Consider the following 17,273-nt stretch of genomic DNA (forward strand, 5'->3'; position numbering starts at 1 on the left):
CCGGTGAAAGCCTGCCTCCGACTCACAATCTGGGAGGATTACATGATTAAATCGCACCTGACTCGGCGCGGCGTCCTTAAGACCGGCAGTGTAGCCGGCGCTGGACTTGCCGTGCCGACGATTTTCACCGCCTCATCCGCGGCCGCCTATACCAATGAGCCGACCGGCAACACCGTGACCTTGGGCTTCAACGTGCCGCAAACGGGCCCCTACGCCGACGAAGGCGCAGACGAATTGCGCGCCTATGAGCTGGCCGTTGAGCACCTGAACGGTGAAGGCGACGGCGGCATGCTGAACACCTTTACGTCCAAAGCGCTGACCGGAAACGGCATTTTGGGAAAAAAGGTGGCGTTCGTCACTGGTGACACCCAGACCAAATCCGACGCCGCCCGGGCATCGGCCAAGTCGATGATCGAAAAAGATGGTGCGATCATGATCACCGGCGGCTCGTCCTCGGGCGTTGCTGTTGCGGTACAAGGCCTGTGCCAAGAAGCTGGCGTCATCTTCATGGCTGGCCTCACCCATTCCAACGACACCACCGGCAAGGACAAGAAGGCGAACGGGTTCCGGCACTTCTTTAACGCGTTCATGTCGGGTGCCGCCCTCGCCCCTGTGCTGGTCAAGAACTACGGCGCGGATCGCAACGCCTATCACCTGACCGCCGACTACACCTGGGGCTGGACCCAACAGGAATCGATCCAGGCCGCAACCGAGGCGCTTGGCTGGTCGACCGTCAATAATGTGCTGACGCCGCTGGCCTCGACGGACTTTTCATCCTACATCGCGCCGGTTCTGAACTCGGGCGCGGATGTGCTGGTCCTGAATCACTACGGCGGCAACATGGTCAACTCGCTGACCCAAGCGGTGCAGTTCGGCCTGAAGGACAAGATGGTCAACGGCAAGCAGTTCGAAATTGTCGTGCCGCTGTATTCCGAATTGATGGCCAAAGGCGCCGGCGCGTCGATCAAGGGCATTCTGGGTTCGACCAACTGGTCGTGGACGCTGCAGGACGAGGGCACCAAGGCCTTCGTGAAATCCTTCGGCACCAAATACGGCTTCCCACCATCGAACGCGGCCCAGACCTGCTATGCCCAAACCCTGCTCTACGCCGATGCAGCCGAGCGCGCCGGAACCTTCAATCCCTGCGGTCTTGGCGCGGCGCTGGAAGGGTTTGAGTTTGATGGCCTTGGCAACGGCCCGACACTTTATCGCGCCGCAGATCACCAGTGCTTCAAAGACGTACTGGTGATGCAAGGCAAACAAGATCCAACCTCGGAATACGACGCGTTGGAGATCGTGGAAGTGACCCCGCGTGCGCAGGTCGAGTATTCGCCCGAACATCCGATGTTCGCGGGCGGCGAACTTGGGTCCTGCAACCCTGGCGCCTAAGCCGGGACAGGACTGACGATCCGGCCTTCGGGCCGGATCGCGTCCTTCTCAATCTAACATCCTCCGGTCTGGGCAACCCGGCACCGGACAATGCCATTTCCTCCCCCGATCCGCCGGGGGCCTGTGGCCTCATGCCTTCCGGAAAGTGACCCCGATGGACGCAATCCTACTTCAGGTTCTCAATGGTCTCGACAAGGGGTCGGCCTATGCGCTGATTGCCCTTGGACTGACCCTGATCTTTGGTACCCTTGGTGTCGTGAACTTCGCACATGGGGCGCTGTTCATGCTCGGTGCGTTCTGCGCCGTCACCCTGCAAAAGATCCTCACCATCAGCTTTGAAGTGGTCGACCCGACCCGGCTGGATTTCCTTGGCAACCCCCTCAAGGTTAAGACGCCCTACGTCGTCTCTTGGTTCGGCGAGGCCGCGGGCAATGGCATCATCGCCTGGTCTGTACCGCTTGCCATCCTGTTCGCCATTCCCGTGATGATCGCCATCGGTTTCGCCATGGAACGCGGGTTGATCAAGCATTTCTACAAGCGCCCCCATGCCGACCAAATTCTCGTGACCTTCGGTCTGGCCATCGTGCTTCAGGAAATCATCAAGTATTTCTTCGGCGCCAACCCGATCCCGACCCCGGCCCCCCCCGCCTTCACCGGATCGTTCGATTTCGGCGTCCTGCTTGGCTTTGATCCAAACGTGATCATCTATCCTTACTGGCGGCTGGTCTACTTCGCATTCTCGGCGGTGATTATCGGCTGCGTCTTTGCCTTCTTGCAATTCACCACCTTCGGCATGGTGGTCCGCGCGGGCATGGCCGACCGCGAAACCGTTGGCCTGTTGGGCATCAACATCGACAAGCGCTTCACCATTATGTTCGGCCTCGCCGCCGCCGTCGCCGGAGTCGCGGGGGTAATGTACGCCCCGATCAATTCGCCCAACTACCATATGGGCATGGATTTTCTGGTGCTCAGCTTCGTTGTTGTGGTCGTCGGCGGCATGGGCTCTCTGCCCGGCGCTGTTCTGGCCGGCTTCCTGCTGGGGATCTTGGAATCCTTCGCATCGATGAACGAGATCAAGTCGATCCTTCCCGGCATCGACCAGATCATCATCTATCTCGTTGCGATCATCATTTTGCTGACCCGTCCCCGTGGCCTGATGGGCCGCAAAGGCGTGATGGAGGACTAAGCCATGTTCGGTTTGACCAAAAAAGACACCCTGCTTCTGATCGTTGTGGCGATCCTGACCATGGCCGCGCCATTCCTGCTGAACCCGTTTCCAAGCGGCTCGGCCATGGCCCAGTTCAACGCCGGCTATCCTGACCTGATGCAACGGTTCGTGATTTACGGCCTGTTCGCCATCGGCTTCAATCTGCTCTTCGGACTGACCGGCTATCTCAGCTTCGGCCATGCCGCATTTCTTGGGGTTGGCTCCTACTCAGCGGTCTGGATGTTCAAGCTGCTCAGCATGAACGTGATCCCGGCGATCATCTTGTCGGTCATCGTGGCGGCGCTGTTCTCGCTGTTGATCGGGTTCATCAGCTTGCGCCGCTCGGGGATCTACTTCTCAATCCTGACGCTGGCCTTTGCACAGATGAGCTTCAACCTCGCCTATTCGGTTCTGACCCCGATTACCAACGGCGAAACCGGCTTGCAAATCACCCTCGATGACCCGCGCATTCTTGGCGTCAGCCGCACCGAAAGCGGCGGCATCCCTGTGACCAACCTGTTCGGGGCTGAGATGCGCAGCACCTATGAGATGCATGTGGGAAGCTGGCTGTTTCAGTTCAACACCGGCTATTACCTCTGCGCCGTCTTGATGCTGCTGGGGTTCTATCTGTCGATCCGCATTTTCCGGTCCCCCTTCGGAATGATGCTGCGGGCCGTGAAATCGAACCAGAACCGCTTGCGCTATACTGGTCTGAACACCAAACCTTACACCCTTGCCGCATTCGTCATCTCGGGGATGTATGCCGGTCTGGCGGGTGGCTTGCTGGCCTGTATGGACCCTCTGGCAGGGGCCGAACGGATGCAATGGACCGCTTCGGGCGAAGTCGTTCTGATGACCATCCTTGGCGGCGCAGGCACCTTGCTGGGGCCGGTTCTGGGCGCGGGTTTCATCAAGTATTTCGAGAATATCTTCTCGAAAATCAACGACACCATCCTGCACCAATGGTTTTCGGCTCTGCCCGATGGGCTTGAGGATGCGATGGTCTTTTTGGTGCATCCCTTCATCGGCAAGGGCTGGTCGCTGACCTTGGGCATTACCTTCATGCTGGTGGTCATCTTCCTGCCCGGCGGATTGATCGAGGGCGGACAACGGATCGGGCGGCTGTTTCGTCGCCGCACCGCCAAGCCCGCGCCCGATTCCGCCCCGTCATCCACCCCAGCCGAATAAGGAGCCATGCCAATGGGACTTCTCGATATCAAGAATGTCAGCAAGCGGTTCGGCGGGCTGAAAGCCCTCTCTGATGTGAACCTGTCAATCGCAGAGGGCACCGTTCACGCCATCATCGGCCCGAACGGGGCGGGCAAATCCACCCTGCTGAATGTGCTGGTGGGCAAGCTGATCCCGGACACAGGGTCGGTCATGTTTGATGGCCAGTCGGTGCTGGGGCGCGCCCCGCACGAGATCAACCAGATGGGGATCAGCCGGGTCTTTCAGACCCCTGAAATTTTCGGCGATTTGTCAGTATTGGAAAACGTCCTGATCCCCTGCTTCGCACGGCGGGATGGGCCTTTTCGGATGCACGCCTTTGAGACCGTGACAAATGAAACCGAAATGGTCGAGATGGCCGAACAGATGCTCGGCGATGTGCATATGCTGGAAAAGCGAAAGATGCAGGCCAGCGCATTGTCCCGCGGTGACAAGCGGCGGCTGGAAATGGCCATGTGTCTGGTCCAGCAGCCCAAGCTGTTACTGCTGGACGAACCCACCGCAGGCATGGCGCGGGCCGATACCAACAACACCATCGATCTGCTGAAAGAGATCAAGGCCACGCGCCCGATCACCATGGCCATCATCGAACATGACATGCATGTGGTCTTCAGTCTGGCCGAGCGGATCACCGTTCTGGCACAAGGCACACCACTGGTCGAAGACATCCCCGCCAAGATCAAGGGCCACCCCAAAGTCATGGAAGCCTATCTCGGCACCGCCGAGGTCTGATCCCCACGCCGCAAGGAATTGACAAATGACGATCAAGCCCGACTTTTCGAAGAATGCCAATCAGGCAGCCACCGCCCCCGCCTTTTTCTCGGTCTGGGATTTGCATGCCTATTACGGTGAAAGCTATATCGTTCAAGGCATCAGTTTTAACGTCCATGAAGGCGAGATTTTGGCACTGCTGGGCCGGAACGGCGCGGGCAAGACTTCGACCCTGCGCGCCATTGCCCGTCTGGACAACCCGCAAACCCGGCATGGCGAGATCTGGCTGGACCGGAAGCCGCTGCACGACATGTCCTCGTATCAGGCGGCCATCTCTGGCTGTGCGCTGGTGCCCGAAGATCGCCGGATCATTGCCGGTCTGACGGTGGAAGAGAACCTGAAACTCGCCCAGATCGCGCCGCCGATCGGCTGGTCCCTTGAGCGTATCTATGAGTTGTTCCCACGCCTGCGCGAACGCCGCACCCAAGAAGGGGTCACCCTCTCAGGCGGCGAGCAGCAGATGTTGGCGATTGCCCGCGCGCTGGCCCGCAACATCAAGCTGTTACTATTGGATGAACCCTATGAAGGGCTGGCCCCGGTCATCGTTCAGGAAATCGAACGGACCCTCAACCTGATCAAGGAACAAGGCATCACCACGATCATCGTCGAACAGAACGCGATTGCCGCGCTGAAACTGGCGGATCGGGCCGTGATCCTGGATACCGGTCAGGTTGTCTACGATGGCAGCGCCAAAGAGGTTCTGGAAAACGAAGCCTTGCGGGCGGAATACCTCGCGATTTAAGGAACTTCGCCACCAAACGCCCTATCTCATCCCTTGCGGCGGCAATTCAGCTTGCGGTAGCCTGACGCACCGTTAGTCTGCCACAACACAATTTAACAGGAGCCTTCTATGACCTTTCGCCCTCTTGCCGGCCTCGTGCTTGCCGCAACGCTCGGCCTGTCCGCTTGCAACACGAGCACTGATACCCAGAACATGGTTGGCACCGGTGCTGCCAGCGCAGCGATCGGCGCGATTGCGGCAACAGCCCTTGGCGCCAATGCAGGCTGGACCTTGGCCGCTGCCGCAGCGGCAGGCGCAGCCGGCGCGCTCTATGCACGTAACGAACAGACGAACGAATGCGCCTACCACACCGGTGACGGCGAAACTGTGACTGTCAAAGACTGCTGATAACCACCCCGGTCCCGGTGCAGGTACCACCCTGCTCCGGGACCGGGCATCCGACCCGACCGTCGGCTATGGCTTAATTTAACGCCTTGTCGGTGATGACATGGGTCCACGCGCCTTCGGGCGTCTTCGAAATCACTGGATCCGACCCACCAGCCAACAGGGTATCGACGGTCCGCTGATAAGCAGCTTCATCCAACGCCCCATTCGATCCGGCGGTCAGTTTGGCAACTTCGCCCATCATCGCCTTCTGATGCGCTTCGCTCTGCGCGCCGGTCGCGTCATTATCCAGAACAATGTCCGCAGCTTCGTCGGGGTGCTCTTCAGCGTATTTCCATCCCTTCATCGACGCGCGAACGAACCGCACCATCTTATCGGCGAAGGCTGGATCATTCAGATTGTCCTCCAGCACATACATGCCGTCTTCCAGCGTCGCCACGCCTTCATCCTCGTATTTAAACGTGATCAATTCGTCGGCGTCGACACCGGCCTCGAGGACTTGCAGATATTCGTTATAGGTCATGGTCGAGATGCAGTCGGCTTGCCGTTGCAAGAGCGGATCGACGTTGAAGCCCTGCTTCAACACAGTGATGCCGTCAGCGCCCCCATCCGTTGAAATCCCTTCCTGACTCATCCAGCTTAGGAACGGATATTCATTGCCGAAGAACCAGACCCCGATGGTCCTGCCTTTGAAATCCTCCGGACCGGTGATGCCGGTATCTTTCCAACAGGTCAGCATCAGCCCCGAGGTTGTGAACGGCTGGGCGATATTGACCACTGGCAACCCCTTCTCGCGCGCGGCCAAAGCGCTTGGCATCCAGTTCAGCATCACATCGGCCCCGCCACCGGCCAGAACCTGCGGCGGCGCAATGTCCGGGCCGCCGGGCTTGATCGTGACGTTCAGATCCTCGTCCGTATAAAACCCTTTATCCAGCGCCACGTAATAGCCCGCGAACTGCGCTTGCGTCACCCACTGCAACTGCAGCGTCACGTCATCGGCGGCCTGTGCAACCCCTGCCACCAGCCCAAAAACACCGGCCAGCGCCGTGGTCGTCAAATGTCTGATTGTCATTTTTTTCTATCCCCGTTGTGATGGATGCCAGAAAGTCACCTGTCGTTCGATCAATGCCACCACGCCATAGAACAGCGATCCGGCCACTGCCGCTACTGCAATTTCAGCCCAGACCATGTCCAAAGCAAGCTGGCCAACACTGGTTGAGATGCGAAAGCCCATTCCCATCGTCGGCGAGCCGAAAAATTCGGCAACGATGGCCCCGATCAATGCAAGGGTCGTTGCGATCTTCAGCCCGTTAAAGAGAAACGGCATGGCCGCAGGCAAGCGCAACTTGATCAGCGTCGGCCAATAACCCGCCCCATAGGTCCGCATCAGATCGCGTTGCGCCAAATCGGCAGCCTGAAGCCCCGCGACCGTGTTCACCAAGACCGGGAAGAACACCATCACCACGACCACCGCCGCCTTGCTTTGCCAGTCAAAGCCGAACCACATCACCAAAATGGGCGCAGTGCCGACAATCGGCAGGGCCGCCAAAAAGCTGCCCACCGGCAACAACCCGCGCCGCAGGAAATCAATCCGATCCACGGCGATGGCAGTCAGCACGGCAGCGGCACAGCCGATGGCATAGCCGCGCAAAGCGCCGCGCAGGAAAGTCTGATGAAAGTCCTGCCAGAGAATACCGGTCGAACTGGCCATCCGCGTCGCAATATCGGTCGGCGCCGGAAGGATCACACCGGGCACGTTCAAGCCGCGCACCAGCCCCTCCCAGACCACCAACAATGTCAGGCCGAATAGGATGGGGACCGCCAAGCGCCCGATCCGGGTCTCGGCCCAGCCGCTATTGGCGATCGCGACATTCACCAGCCAAGCCAGCACCCAGAATGCCAATGCGCCGAGGACCAAAATCATGTGTCGCCTCCGGTCATTTGGCCATTCCCATGCGCGTTAGCACCAACCGCTCGATCCATCCGACCAGCCCGACCAGCCCAGCCGCTGCAATCGCTGCGCCGAACAGCGCGGCCCAAATTTGCACGGTCTGCCCGTAATAGCTCCCCGCCAGCAGCCGCGCCCCAAGGCCGCTGACCGCGCCGGTGGGAAGTTCACCAATAATGGCCCCGACCAATGCCGCTGCAATCGCCACCTTCAACGAGGCAAAAAGATACGGCAGCGACGCTGGCAGCCGCAACTTCCACAGGGATTGTCCGGCGCTGGCGTGATAGGTTTTCAGCAGGTCCAATTGCCCCGCCTCAGGGCTGCGCAGCCCTTTCACCATGCCGACCACTACTGGGAAGAACGACAGATAGGCGCTTATAATCGCCTTTGGTAGCAGGCCTTGCACCCCAATGGAGTTCAAGACCACGATGATCATCGGCGCGATCGCCAAAATCGGAATGGTCTGGCTGGCAATGGCCCACGGCATCACGCTCATGTCCATCGCCCGGTTATGGACGATCCCCACCGCCAACAGGCCGCCCGCGATGGTCCCGATGGCGAAACCCAGTAAGGTCGCGCTGAGGGTGACCCAGCCGTGATAGATCAGGCTGCGTTTCGAAGTCACCTTTTGCCCGGCAGTCGTGTTCCACAGTTCCACCACCACCTGATGCGGCGCGGGCAGTCGGGGTCGGGCCTGCTGAAACGTCGCTGAAATCACCGATGGGTTGTCCAGCACCAGTTGAATTGCCGACAGGTCGCGCCGGGCGGCTGCACCCTCGGGCTGCACCGTCATGCCCGCCCGCTCGGCATCGGTCAGCGCCGCCTTGATGTTCATGGGCACCACCGCCGCATACCACAGCGCCAAAAGTGCCGCGACCACAGTGAGCACCGGCAGGATCGATCTCATGGGCGTGACCCCGTCGCGCTGGCAGGCCTCGGATCAGTCATAGGCATGCTCGGCACGTAAGCCGTCGCGGACCTGATGCGCGACGTCCAGAAACGCAGGCGTATCGCGGATATCTAAGGGCCGATCCCGAGGCAACGGGCTGTCGATCACTTGGGTTATCCGTCCCGGACGGGGGCTCATGACCACAATTCGGGTGCTTAGAAACACCGCTTCCGGGATAGAGTGGGTGACAAAGACGATGGTCTTTCCGGTACGCTTCCACAGTTCCAGAAGTTGTTCGTTCAGATGGTCACGAACGATCTCGTCCAGCGCCCCGAAGGGTTCATCCATCAGCAGAATATCGGCATCAAAGGCCAACGCCCGGGCGATACTGGCGCGTTGCTGCATACCGCCCGACAACTGCCACGGATACTTCCGGCCAAACCCGCCCAGTTCAACCAGTTCCAGCGCGTCGGCCACCCGGCGATTCTGCTCGGCCCTAGAAAACCCCATGATTTCTAAGGGAAGCGAGATGTTCCGGGCGATGCTGCGCCACGGATACAGCCCCGCTGCCTGAAACACGTAACCGTAGGCGCGGGATTTCCGGGCCGCGTCGGGGCTCATGCCGTTGATGGTCAGCGTACCGCCTGTCGGTTGTTCCAATCCGGCAATGGCCCGCAGCAGCGTGGTCTTGCCACAGCCTGACGGTCCGATGAAACTGACGAAATCCCCGCGAGACACCGTCAGATCGATATCCTTCAGAGCCTCGACCGGCCCGTCCTGCGACGGGAACACCAACTGCAGGCCTTGGGCGTCTATCACAGCTTTTCCACCAAAATATCAATCACCCCAACGCTGCGAACACATCAAAAGTTTGCCCCTCCCCGACCTCAAGATTAGCAAGCGACATAGGCCACCCTTCGCTGCTCTGCCAAATCGCAATCCGACATTCTTCTAAAGAATGGAGCGCAGAGCCACAGTCTTTCATTGCTGAAAAGATATCGTCTCTATCAAAATTTTGCGTTATTTTCGGCGTATAACTTCGCCCATCCGTACCTTTTCTAACCCGTCCAATTCTAACAAAAGAAACCGAGTACGTTACATTTCCGTCTATAAAGTTGGCCATCTTTCCATGACAAACTGAATTTCGGCGGTCAATGATCGACTCCAACAGCTTTGGAAGAGCAGCCCCCCCTTTAATGTCGAATGAAGCGAGAGGTGACGCCGCATCATCAGACAATAGGTTCTGTATTAACTTAATCTTATCAGGAAAATTCTGCGGAAATCGCGGGAAAAACTCTAGAGTAAACTCTTCAAATACATCAAGTGAAAGATATGCAATTCTATCGATCGCACATTCCACCTGTGCCGCCAGTTGTATAAACGCGCCTACTTCCATAAGCGCGGATTTTCTAGAATTCAACACTCCACTCTCAAACGCCGGACGGGATGTTCAGCGGGTCCCGCTCAACCCGGCGCGGTGCATTGAGGGATTTCCACTGGCTCAAGGCCTTGGCTGCCGACGAGAATGCCGGGCGGGGCACGAACCGACCCCGGCCCGGCTGCGGCTGGCTATTCTGACCCCACGACCAGATCACTTCACCCCGGCTGAGGGTATAGCGGGCCTGTGCCGTCACCTCGATTCCTTCGAACACATTGTAATCAATAATGCTCTTTTGCGAATTGGCCGAGATCGTCTTACTGATCTTGGGGTCCCACACCACGATATCCGCGTCAGCCCCGGGCACCAGCGCCCCCTTGGTCGGGTAAATATTTAGGATTTTCGCGATATTGGACGAGGTCACGGCGACAAACTCTTCCGGTGTAATCCGTCCGGTTTCCACCCCAAAGGTCCACAGCATCGCCATACGGTCTTCAAGCCCACCGGTGCCGTTGGGAATTTGGGTAAAATCGTTCAGACCCATCTTCTTTTTCTCGGTGCCAAACGCGCAGTGATCGGTGGCAACCACCTGCAACGAACCCGCTGACAGCCCGGCCCAAAGGCCGTCCTGATGCGCCTTCGACCGGAACGGCGGCGACATCACCCGGCGGGCGGCGTGGACCCAGTCCTTGTTGAAATACTCAGACTCGTCCAGCGTCAGGAACTGAATAAGCGGCTCGCCATAGACCCGGTGCCCCTTTTGTCTGGCCCGGCGGATCGCCTCATGCGCCTGTTCGCAGGACACATGCACCACATAAAGCGGCGTCCCCACGGCATCGGCAATCATGATCGCGCGGTTGGCCGCCTCGCCCTCCAATTCGGGCGGGCGGGAATGGGCGTGACCCTCTGGCCCGGTCATGCCTTCGGAAAGATACTTGGCCTGTAATTCCGCGATGATGTCGCCGTTTTCGGCATGGACCATGGGCAGCGCACCCAATTCCTTGCAGCGCTTGAACGACGCGTACATTTCATCGTCATGCACCATCAAGGCGCCCTTGTAGGCCATGAAGTGCTTGAACGAATTGACGCCCATCTTCACCGCATCTTCCATTTCGTTGAAGATGGTCTCATTCCAGCCGGTGATCGCCATGTGATAGCCGACATCGGAACAGATCTGCGGCGCAGACTTCCGGTGCCAGTCGTTGATGGCGTTCTTGATCGACCCGTCCGGACCGGGAAGACAGAAATCCACCACCATAGTGGTGCCGCCGGTTGCCGCCGCCCAAGTCCCGGATTCAAAGCTTTCATCCGCGGTGGTGCCCATGAACGGCATTTCCAGATGGGTATGCGGATCAATCCCCCCCGGAACGACATAGGCGCCGCTGGCGTCGATCACCTCGTCACCGGACAGATCTGGCCCGATCTCGACGATCTTCTCGTCCTCGATCAGGATATCTGCCACAAATTGTCGATCCGCGGTGACGACTGTGCCGCCCTTGATGACCTTGCTCATCCGTACTCTCCTACCGTTCTGTTGATCATCTAGGCGCACGCCCCATGTCAGTCTGCGTAGCTGGGATCCTCGCGATCCAAAATGCGCTTCATCTCGTCGAAATGGACGAATTCGGCGGCTTTCATTTCCTCCCAAGATTGGGCGGTCTGCTCGGCCACATTGTCGGGAATGATCGACAGCGGCTGGCCGGTGGAATAGGCCAACCACAAGGTCCGGGCCGCGCGTTCAAGATGATACAGCGCATCAAACGCCTCGGCGACGGTGGCCGCAACGGTGGTCACCCCGTGATTGCCCATCATCACCGCGCCATGATTGCCGAACGAAGCCGCGATCCGCGCGCCCTCTTCTTCTTCCATCGCGACGCCGCCGAAATCCAGATCATAGCCCATCCGATTGAAAAACCGCGCCGTGACCTGATCAATCGGCTTAATCACCGGGTCCTTCAGACAAGCGATCGCCGTGGCATAAGGGGGGTGAATGTGCAGGGCCACACGCGCTTGCGGCACGTGCTTGTGCAAAGCCGAATGGATCGACCACGCAGAAGGGTCCGGCGCATCCGGGCGGGTCATGGTGTCTGGATCGTCGGCATCCACAAGGATCAAGTCCGACGCCCGAACCGTCGAAAAATGCCGCCAGCGCGGGTTGACGAGAAAGCGCCGTCCGTCCGGAGACACGGCAGCCGAGAAATGGTTCGCCACCCCCTCGTGCCAATCATTGCGCGCCGCCAAGCGTAGTGCGGCAGCTAGGTCGATGCGCAGTTGACGCTCGTCGATTTCATCCGATGACGGGCGTATTTCATTGGTCATAATTCCCACCTTATTCTACAATTCCGGCTGTTTCGACGACCGCGTGAAACAACACATTGGCGCCAGCCGCAGCCCATTCTTGGCTAATTTCTTCGGCCTCATTATGGCTGAGCCCATCGACGCACGGACACATCACCATGGCAGTCGGGGCCACACGATTGATCCAGCAGGCATCGTGCCCGGCACCTGAGACGATGTTCATATGGCTCAACCCAAGGCGGTCTGCGGCGGCACGCACGGCCGTGACACAACCGGCATCAAACGTCACCGGATCGAAATGGCCGACCGGCTTGATGCTGATGCCAAGGCCAAGCTCTTGTGCGATGATTGGCGCTTCGGCTTCGATCTGGGCCCGCATTTCGGTCAATTTTTCCAGGTCGGGCGAGCGGATGTCGATGGTAAAGAGCGCCTTGCTGGGGATCACATTGCGGGAGTTCGGATAGACGTTTGCCTGCCCCACCGCGCCGACCGCGTTCGGCTGCGCCGCCATCGCAATCTGGTGTACCAGTTCGGTGATCCGGGCCATGCCAAGACCCGCATTCAGCCGCATATTCATAGGGGTAGAGCCGGTATGCGCCTCTTTCCCGGTCAGGGTGACTTCTAGCCACCACAGACCCTGCCCATGGGTCACAACCCCGATCTGCTTGCCCTCGGCTTCGAGAATCGGGCCCTGTTCGATATGCAGTTCAAAGAACGCATGCATCTTGCGGGCGCCCACCGGTTCGTCACCTTTCCAGCCGACCCGCACCAATTCGTCGCCATAGCTCAGCCCGTCTGCATCTGTGCGGGTATAGGCCCACTCCTGTTCATGCATCCCGGAAAATACCCCGGAGGCCAGCATCGGCGGCGCAAACCGAGACCCTTCTTCGTTGGTCCAGTTCGTAACCACGATCGGATGGCGGGTTTTGATGTTCAAGTCGTTCAGGGTGCGGATCAGCTCCAGCCCGCCCAATACGCCCAGAACCCCATCATATTTTCCGCCGGTAGGCTGGGTATCCAGGTGGCTGCCGACATAGACTGGCAGGGCGTCAGGATCGGTGCCTTCGCGGCGGGCGAACATGGTGCCCATCTGATCAAGGCCCATGGTCAGACCCGCATCTTCACACCAGCGCTGGAACAAGGCGCGACCTTCGGCGTCCTCGTCAGTCAGGGCTTGCCGGTTATTGCCGCCTGCTACGCCCGGTCCGATTTTGGCCATCTGCATCAGGCTATCCCAGAGACGCCCGCTGTCAATCTTCAGATTCTCACCGGGGGCGGTCATTGCGGCGGTCATGGGTTGCTCCTTAAAAATAGTCGGCTTAGCCATAGGTCAGCACGCGCGGACTGATCTGTGATCAGGCCAGACAAGGCATCCCCCCACGAGCACATCCTTGCCACGACTGCAGCTTGTTCTTGGGAACGCTAACAGAGGCGACCAGACAGTCAAGCACCGACGCTCACAGGAAATTCCGGCGATCACACCCCAACCCTGTCCCGTCCGGCGCAACGCGACCCGACCGGACGGCCCCCGGTCCAAATGTCGTGCCGTCCGCCCCTGCCAGCGTCATCTTCGCGGCCCGAATTAACACAATCGCAAGACCTTTCGTCGACGGTTCCTGTGTGGGGGCCCCAAAAGCGGGGGAACACATGTCGTTAATCAGTCCTATAACAGCGGCGGCACCGCCTGCCCCGCCCATGGAAGTGTCCGCACCAAACACCCAAGTCGCCCTTGCGCCCGCCGTCAGTCCTGACACCGGCAACACCTCTGGTCAGAACCCGTCGCGTGGCTGGTCCCAATCGTTTGCCAACGCCAAATCGCACGAAGGGTCAGAACCGTCGCAGGTCACTGCCAACAGTCGCGCCTTGTCGGAGGGGCATGCGATCGGCCTTCAGGCTGAACCGCCCCCCGCACAGACACCCACATCCGACCCCCACCAGATGTCCGAGATTTTCAGCCAAAGGGCGCGGCTCGGCCGGATCATGCAAGAACTTGCCGCGATCCAGACCAGCTTGAACAATACCGGCGCGCCGTTGACCTCTGCCACGGCGCAAGGCGCCGCGATCGCAGCGGTGAATACCACCGCCCGGCTGGACCGGCGTTTATAGCGGGGTAGAATCCCGGCCAAGCCTATTCCGCGGCGGTGGTCGAGGCCGGGTTATTCGGATGCGAGGTCCAGTTGGCGTAGCCCGGTTTGACGGCTTCGCCGGTCCGCTCGTCCAGTGTTCCTGCCGAAAGCGGCTCAAGGGTGATGCAATCTTCGACCGGGCAAACGTTGACGCACAGGTTGCAGCCAACGCATTCGTCATCCTTGACGGTAAAGACCCGTGTGGGTGACATCGCGATGGCCTGATGGCTTGTGTCTTCGCAAGCGGCATAGCAGCGCCCACACTTGATGCACGCCGCCTGATCGATTCGCGCCTTGGCGACGTAGTTCAGGTTGAGATACTGCCAGTCGGTCACATTGGGCACCGCACGCCCGGACACTTCGGCGACAGAGACATAGCCTTTCTGGTCCATCCACTCAGACAGCCCCGAAATCATCTCTTGCACCACCTTAAAGCCATAGGTCATCGCCGCAGTGCAGACCTGAACATTGCCGCATCCCAGCGCCAGAAATTCAGCCGCATCGCGCCATGTGGTGACCCCGCCAATCCCTGAAATCGGCATGCCAGCCGTTTCAGCATCGCGGGCGATTTCGGCGACCATATTCAGGGCGATCGGTTTGACAGCCGGACCACAAAACCCACCGTGCGATCCCTTGCCATCGATGCTTGGCTCCGGCGACATGGTGTCCAGATTCACGCTGGTAATGGAATTGATCGTATTGATCAGGCTGACCGCATCGGCCCCGCCCGCTTTTGCCGCCCTTGCCGGATAGCGAATATCTGTGATGTTCGGGGTCAACTTGACGATCACCGGCATCCGGGTCGTCTGCTTACACCAGCGTGCCACCATTTCGATATATTCGGGGACCTGCCCAACCGCGGCCCCCATTCCCCGTTCGCTCATCCCGTGCGGGCAGCCAAAATTCAACTCGATCCCATCAGCGCCAGTGGCTTCCACCAAAGGCAGGATTTCTTTCCAAGCCTGCTCCTCGCACGGAACCATCAGTGAAACGACCATAGCGCGATCAGGATAGTCGCGCTTAACCGCCTTGATCTCGCGCAGGTTTACCTCAAGCGGCCGGTCGGTGATCAATTCAATATTGTTCAGACCCAGCAACCGCCGATCGGCCCCCCAGATCGCACCATAGCGGGGGCCATTGACGTTCACGACATGCGGGTCCTGCCCCAGGGTTTTCCAAACCACCCCGCCCCAACCGGCATCGAACGCTCGCCGCACGTTGTATTCCTTATCGGTCGGCGGAGCTGAGGCCAGCCAGAATGGATTGGGAGATTTGATCCCGACAAAGTCCGAGGAAAGATCTGCCATGGGTGGTCTCCCTATTGCGCGGCGTCGCCGGCTGTGTCTGCACGTTTGCAGGTGATGGTGGTACGGCACCGGGCGGAGGATCCGCGTTACTCCGGCGCCCGTCGCATCGTTTATTCGGCGGCCAAGGCGTTCAAGCCCATCAGGGCGGCATGGATATCTTCTGCCGCGTCGCGCCCTTGAGCCACCGCTGTCACAGTCAGATCCTCGCCCCCGGACACGCAATCACCACCAGCCCAGACCCCGGGAAGAGATGTTCGCCCGCCCGCAGAAACTCCGATTTTCGCACCGTCCAGCGTCAAACCAGCAGGCGCGTCGTCCAGACGTTGCCCGATGGCCTTGAAAACCTGATCGGCGGGAATGCAGAATGTTTCATCGCCCAAGCGCATCCCCGAGCGGTCTTCTTCAGTATAGGCAAACTCAACCGCGTCAACTTTGCCGTCCCGCGCCAAGATGCGAACCGGGCTTGCACCTGTGATGATCCGAACCCCTGTCGAGGTCGCATGGGTTTGCTCATAGTCGGACGCCCCCATACGGTCGCGGCCGCGCCGATAGACCATGGTGACATGTTCCGCCCCGAGCAGCTTGGACTGAACCGCAGCATCCACCGCCGTCATGCCCCCGCCGATCACCAGCACATGCCGTCCGACCGGCAGTTTCGATTTGTCGGTTGCCTGCCGCAGACGCGCGATGAAATCGACGGCGTCATGAACATTGTCATAGTCGTCACCTTCGATCTGTAGGCCATTCACCCCCGCCAGACCGACCCCAAGAAAGACCGCATCGAAATCATCCTGAAGCTCTGCTAAGGACAATTCCCGACCCAGCCGCACCCCGGTTCTGAGGGTGATCCCCCCGATGGACAGCAGCCACGCCACTTCCCGTTGGGCAAAATTTCCCGCCGCTTTGTAGGTCGCGATACCATATTCGTTCAGGCCACCCGGTTTTTTTCGTGCGTCGAACACCACCACGTCATGCCCGCGCAGGGCCAGCCGGTGCGCACAAGCCAATCCAGCCGGACCGGCTCCAACAACGGCGATCTGCCGTCCGGTCGGCGTTGCCCGGACAAAGGGATGGGTGTCCGCAGCCATCAGGCTGTCCGTCGCAAATCGTTGTAATTGGCCGATCTGAACAGGCTTTCCTTCGGCCGCCTCGCGCACACAGGCCCCTTCGCACAATGTCTCTGTCGGACACACCCGGGCACACATGCCGCCAAGAATATTCTGATCGAAAATGGTCCGGGCGGCGGCATCCGCTGTACCGGTCTGAATTTGCCGAATAAACAAGGGGATATCAATTTCAGTGGGGCACGCTGTAATGCAAGGTGCATCATGGCAGAAATAACAGCGGTCAGCCGCAACGATTGCCTCATGCGGGCCAAGCGGCGCATACAGATCCGCAAAGTTGCCGCGATAGGCATCCTTGGCAAGACGTCCTGCCGCAATACCCGGAGTCGTCGGTGAATGTGCCATGGCCTGCCCCTGCTACCTTAGATGTCTGGTCCGATGGCAGAGGCCGCGCAGGTGGTTCTGGCTTTGTCACGCATCGGAAATCAAAGGTTTGCCGCACAAATTATAAAAATCAAGGCCTGACCGCACCTGACGATAACT

At 59.4% G+C, this 17,273-nt stretch carries 17 protein-coding genes; 7 read left to right on the forward strand and 10 right to left on the reverse strand.

From position 1 onward, the window contains the following. Positions 1-42: 42 nt before the first annotated feature. The 6 genes from BV911_RS09825 (at position 43) to BV911_RS09850 (ending at position 5,723) form a co-directional block, all read left to right on the forward strand. Positions 43-1,389: a substrate-binding protein gene (locus BV911_RS09825; protein WP_086053437.1), complete on the forward strand. Its 1,347-nt coding sequence runs from the start codon at positions 43-45 to the stop codon at positions 1,387-1,389. A 154-nt stretch (positions 1,390-1,543) separates the two neighbouring features. Then, positions 1,544-2,575 carry a branched-chain amino acid ABC transporter permease gene (locus BV911_RS09830; RefSeq protein ID WP_086053438.1) on the forward strand — a complete coding sequence of 344 codons (1,032 nt, stop codon included), beginning with the start codon at positions 1,544-1,546 and terminating at the stop codon, positions 2,573-2,575. A 3-nt stretch (positions 2,576-2,578) separates the two neighbouring features. Beyond that, entirely contained in the window at positions 2,579-3,784 is a 1,206-nt protein-coding gene (locus BV911_RS09835; RefSeq protein WP_086053439.1) for a branched-chain amino acid ABC transporter permease, read from the forward strand. A gap of 12 nt (positions 3,785-3,796) precedes the next feature. Continuing rightward, a complete protein-coding gene (locus BV911_RS09840) occupies positions 3,797-4,555 on the forward strand; it encodes an ABC transporter ATP-binding protein (protein WP_086053440.1) in 759 nt (252 codons plus the stop codon). Between the two features lie 25 nt (positions 4,556-4,580). Continuing rightward, the gene (locus BV911_RS09845; RefSeq protein WP_086053441.1) at positions 4,581-5,336 is read left to right on the forward strand and encodes an ABC transporter ATP-binding protein; all 756 of its coding nucleotides are present in this window, start codon (positions 4,581-4,583) and stop codon (positions 5,334-5,336) included. Between the two features lie 108 nt (positions 5,337-5,444). Then, positions 5,445-5,723: a hypothetical protein gene (locus BV911_RS09850; RefSeq protein ID WP_086053442.1), complete on the forward strand. Its 279-nt coding sequence runs from the start codon at positions 5,445-5,447 to the stop codon at positions 5,721-5,723. A gap of 73 nt (positions 5,724-5,796) precedes the next feature. Here the strand turns inward: BV911_RS09850 and BV911_RS09855 are convergent, their stop codons facing one another. Genes BV911_RS09855 through BV911_RS09890 form a run of 8 tightly spaced genes read right to left on the reverse strand, consistent with a single transcriptional unit; the run spans position 5,797 to position 13,515 of the window. After that, positions 5,797-6,792 (reverse strand): ABC transporter substrate-binding protein, encoded by a 996-nt coding sequence (locus tag BV911_RS09855; RefSeq protein WP_086053443.1) that lies wholly within the window; start codon positions 6,790-6,792, stop codon positions 5,797-5,799. A gap of 6 nt (positions 6,793-6,798) precedes the next feature. Beyond that, complete coding sequence (locus BV911_RS09860) at positions 6,799-7,644, reverse strand: ABC transporter permease (RefSeq protein ID WP_086053444.1); 846 nt, start codon at positions 7,642-7,644, stop codon at positions 6,799-6,801. A gap of 13 nt (positions 7,645-7,657) precedes the next feature. Continuing rightward, the gene (locus BV911_RS09865) at positions 7,658-8,575 is read right to left on the reverse strand and encodes an ABC transporter permease (protein ID WP_086053445.1); all 918 of its coding nucleotides are present in this window, start codon (positions 8,573-8,575) and stop codon (positions 7,658-7,660) included. A gap of 33 nt (positions 8,576-8,608) precedes the next feature. Then, entirely contained in the window at positions 8,609-9,376 is a 768-nt protein-coding gene (locus tag BV911_RS09870; RefSeq protein ID WP_086053446.1) for an ABC transporter ATP-binding protein, read from the reverse strand. A gap of 22 nt (positions 9,377-9,398) precedes the next feature. Beyond that, positions 9,399-9,980: a hypothetical protein gene (locus tag BV911_RS09875; RefSeq protein ID WP_139840063.1), complete on the reverse strand. Its 582-nt coding sequence runs from the start codon at positions 9,978-9,980 to the stop codon at positions 9,399-9,401. 7 nt (positions 9,981-9,987) lie between these two features. Then, positions 9,988-11,448: a dihydropyrimidinase gene (hydA, locus tag BV911_RS09880; RefSeq protein ID WP_086053448.1), complete on the reverse strand. Its 1,461-nt coding sequence runs from the start codon at positions 11,446-11,448 to the stop codon at positions 9,988-9,990. 47 nt (positions 11,449-11,495) lie between these two features. After that, on the reverse strand, positions 11,496-12,254 hold the full coding sequence (locus tag BV911_RS09885) for a class II aldolase/adducin family protein (RefSeq protein WP_086053449.1): 759 nt from the start codon (positions 12,252-12,254) through the stop codon (positions 11,496-11,498). A 10-nt stretch (positions 12,255-12,264) separates the two neighbouring features. Further along, positions 12,265-13,515, reverse strand: a complete 1,251-nt coding sequence (locus tag BV911_RS09890) for a Zn-dependent hydrolase (protein ID WP_086053500.1) — start codon at positions 13,513-13,515, stop codon at positions 12,265-12,267. 419 nt (positions 13,516-13,934) lie between these two features. On the opposite strand from BV911_RS09890, the gene BV911_RS09900 reads away from it, so the two are divergent. Beyond that, positions 13,935-14,339 (forward strand): hypothetical protein, encoded by a 405-nt coding sequence (locus BV911_RS09900; protein ID WP_205963830.1) that lies wholly within the window; start codon positions 13,935-13,937, stop codon positions 14,337-14,339. Between the two features lie 22 nt (positions 14,340-14,361). On the opposite strand, the gene preA is transcribed toward BV911_RS09900, so the two are convergent. Then, positions 14,362-15,666, reverse strand: coding sequence for an NAD-dependent dihydropyrimidine dehydrogenase subunit PreA (preA, locus tag BV911_RS09905; protein WP_086053452.1), 1,305 nt, complete (start codon positions 15,664-15,666; stop codon positions 14,362-14,364). 110 nt (positions 15,667-15,776) lie between these two features. Next, positions 15,777-17,135, reverse strand: a complete 1,359-nt coding sequence (locus BV911_RS09910) for an NAD(P)-dependent oxidoreductase (protein ID WP_086053453.1) — start codon at positions 17,133-17,135, stop codon at positions 15,777-15,779. Positions 17,136-17,273 lie beyond the last annotated feature (138 nt).

The sequence above is a fragment of the Pseudoruegeria sp. SK021 genome (assembly GCF_002119405.1).
Classification (GTDB): Bacteria; Pseudomonadota; Alphaproteobacteria; order Rhodobacterales; family Rhodobacteraceae; genus Meridianimarinicoccus.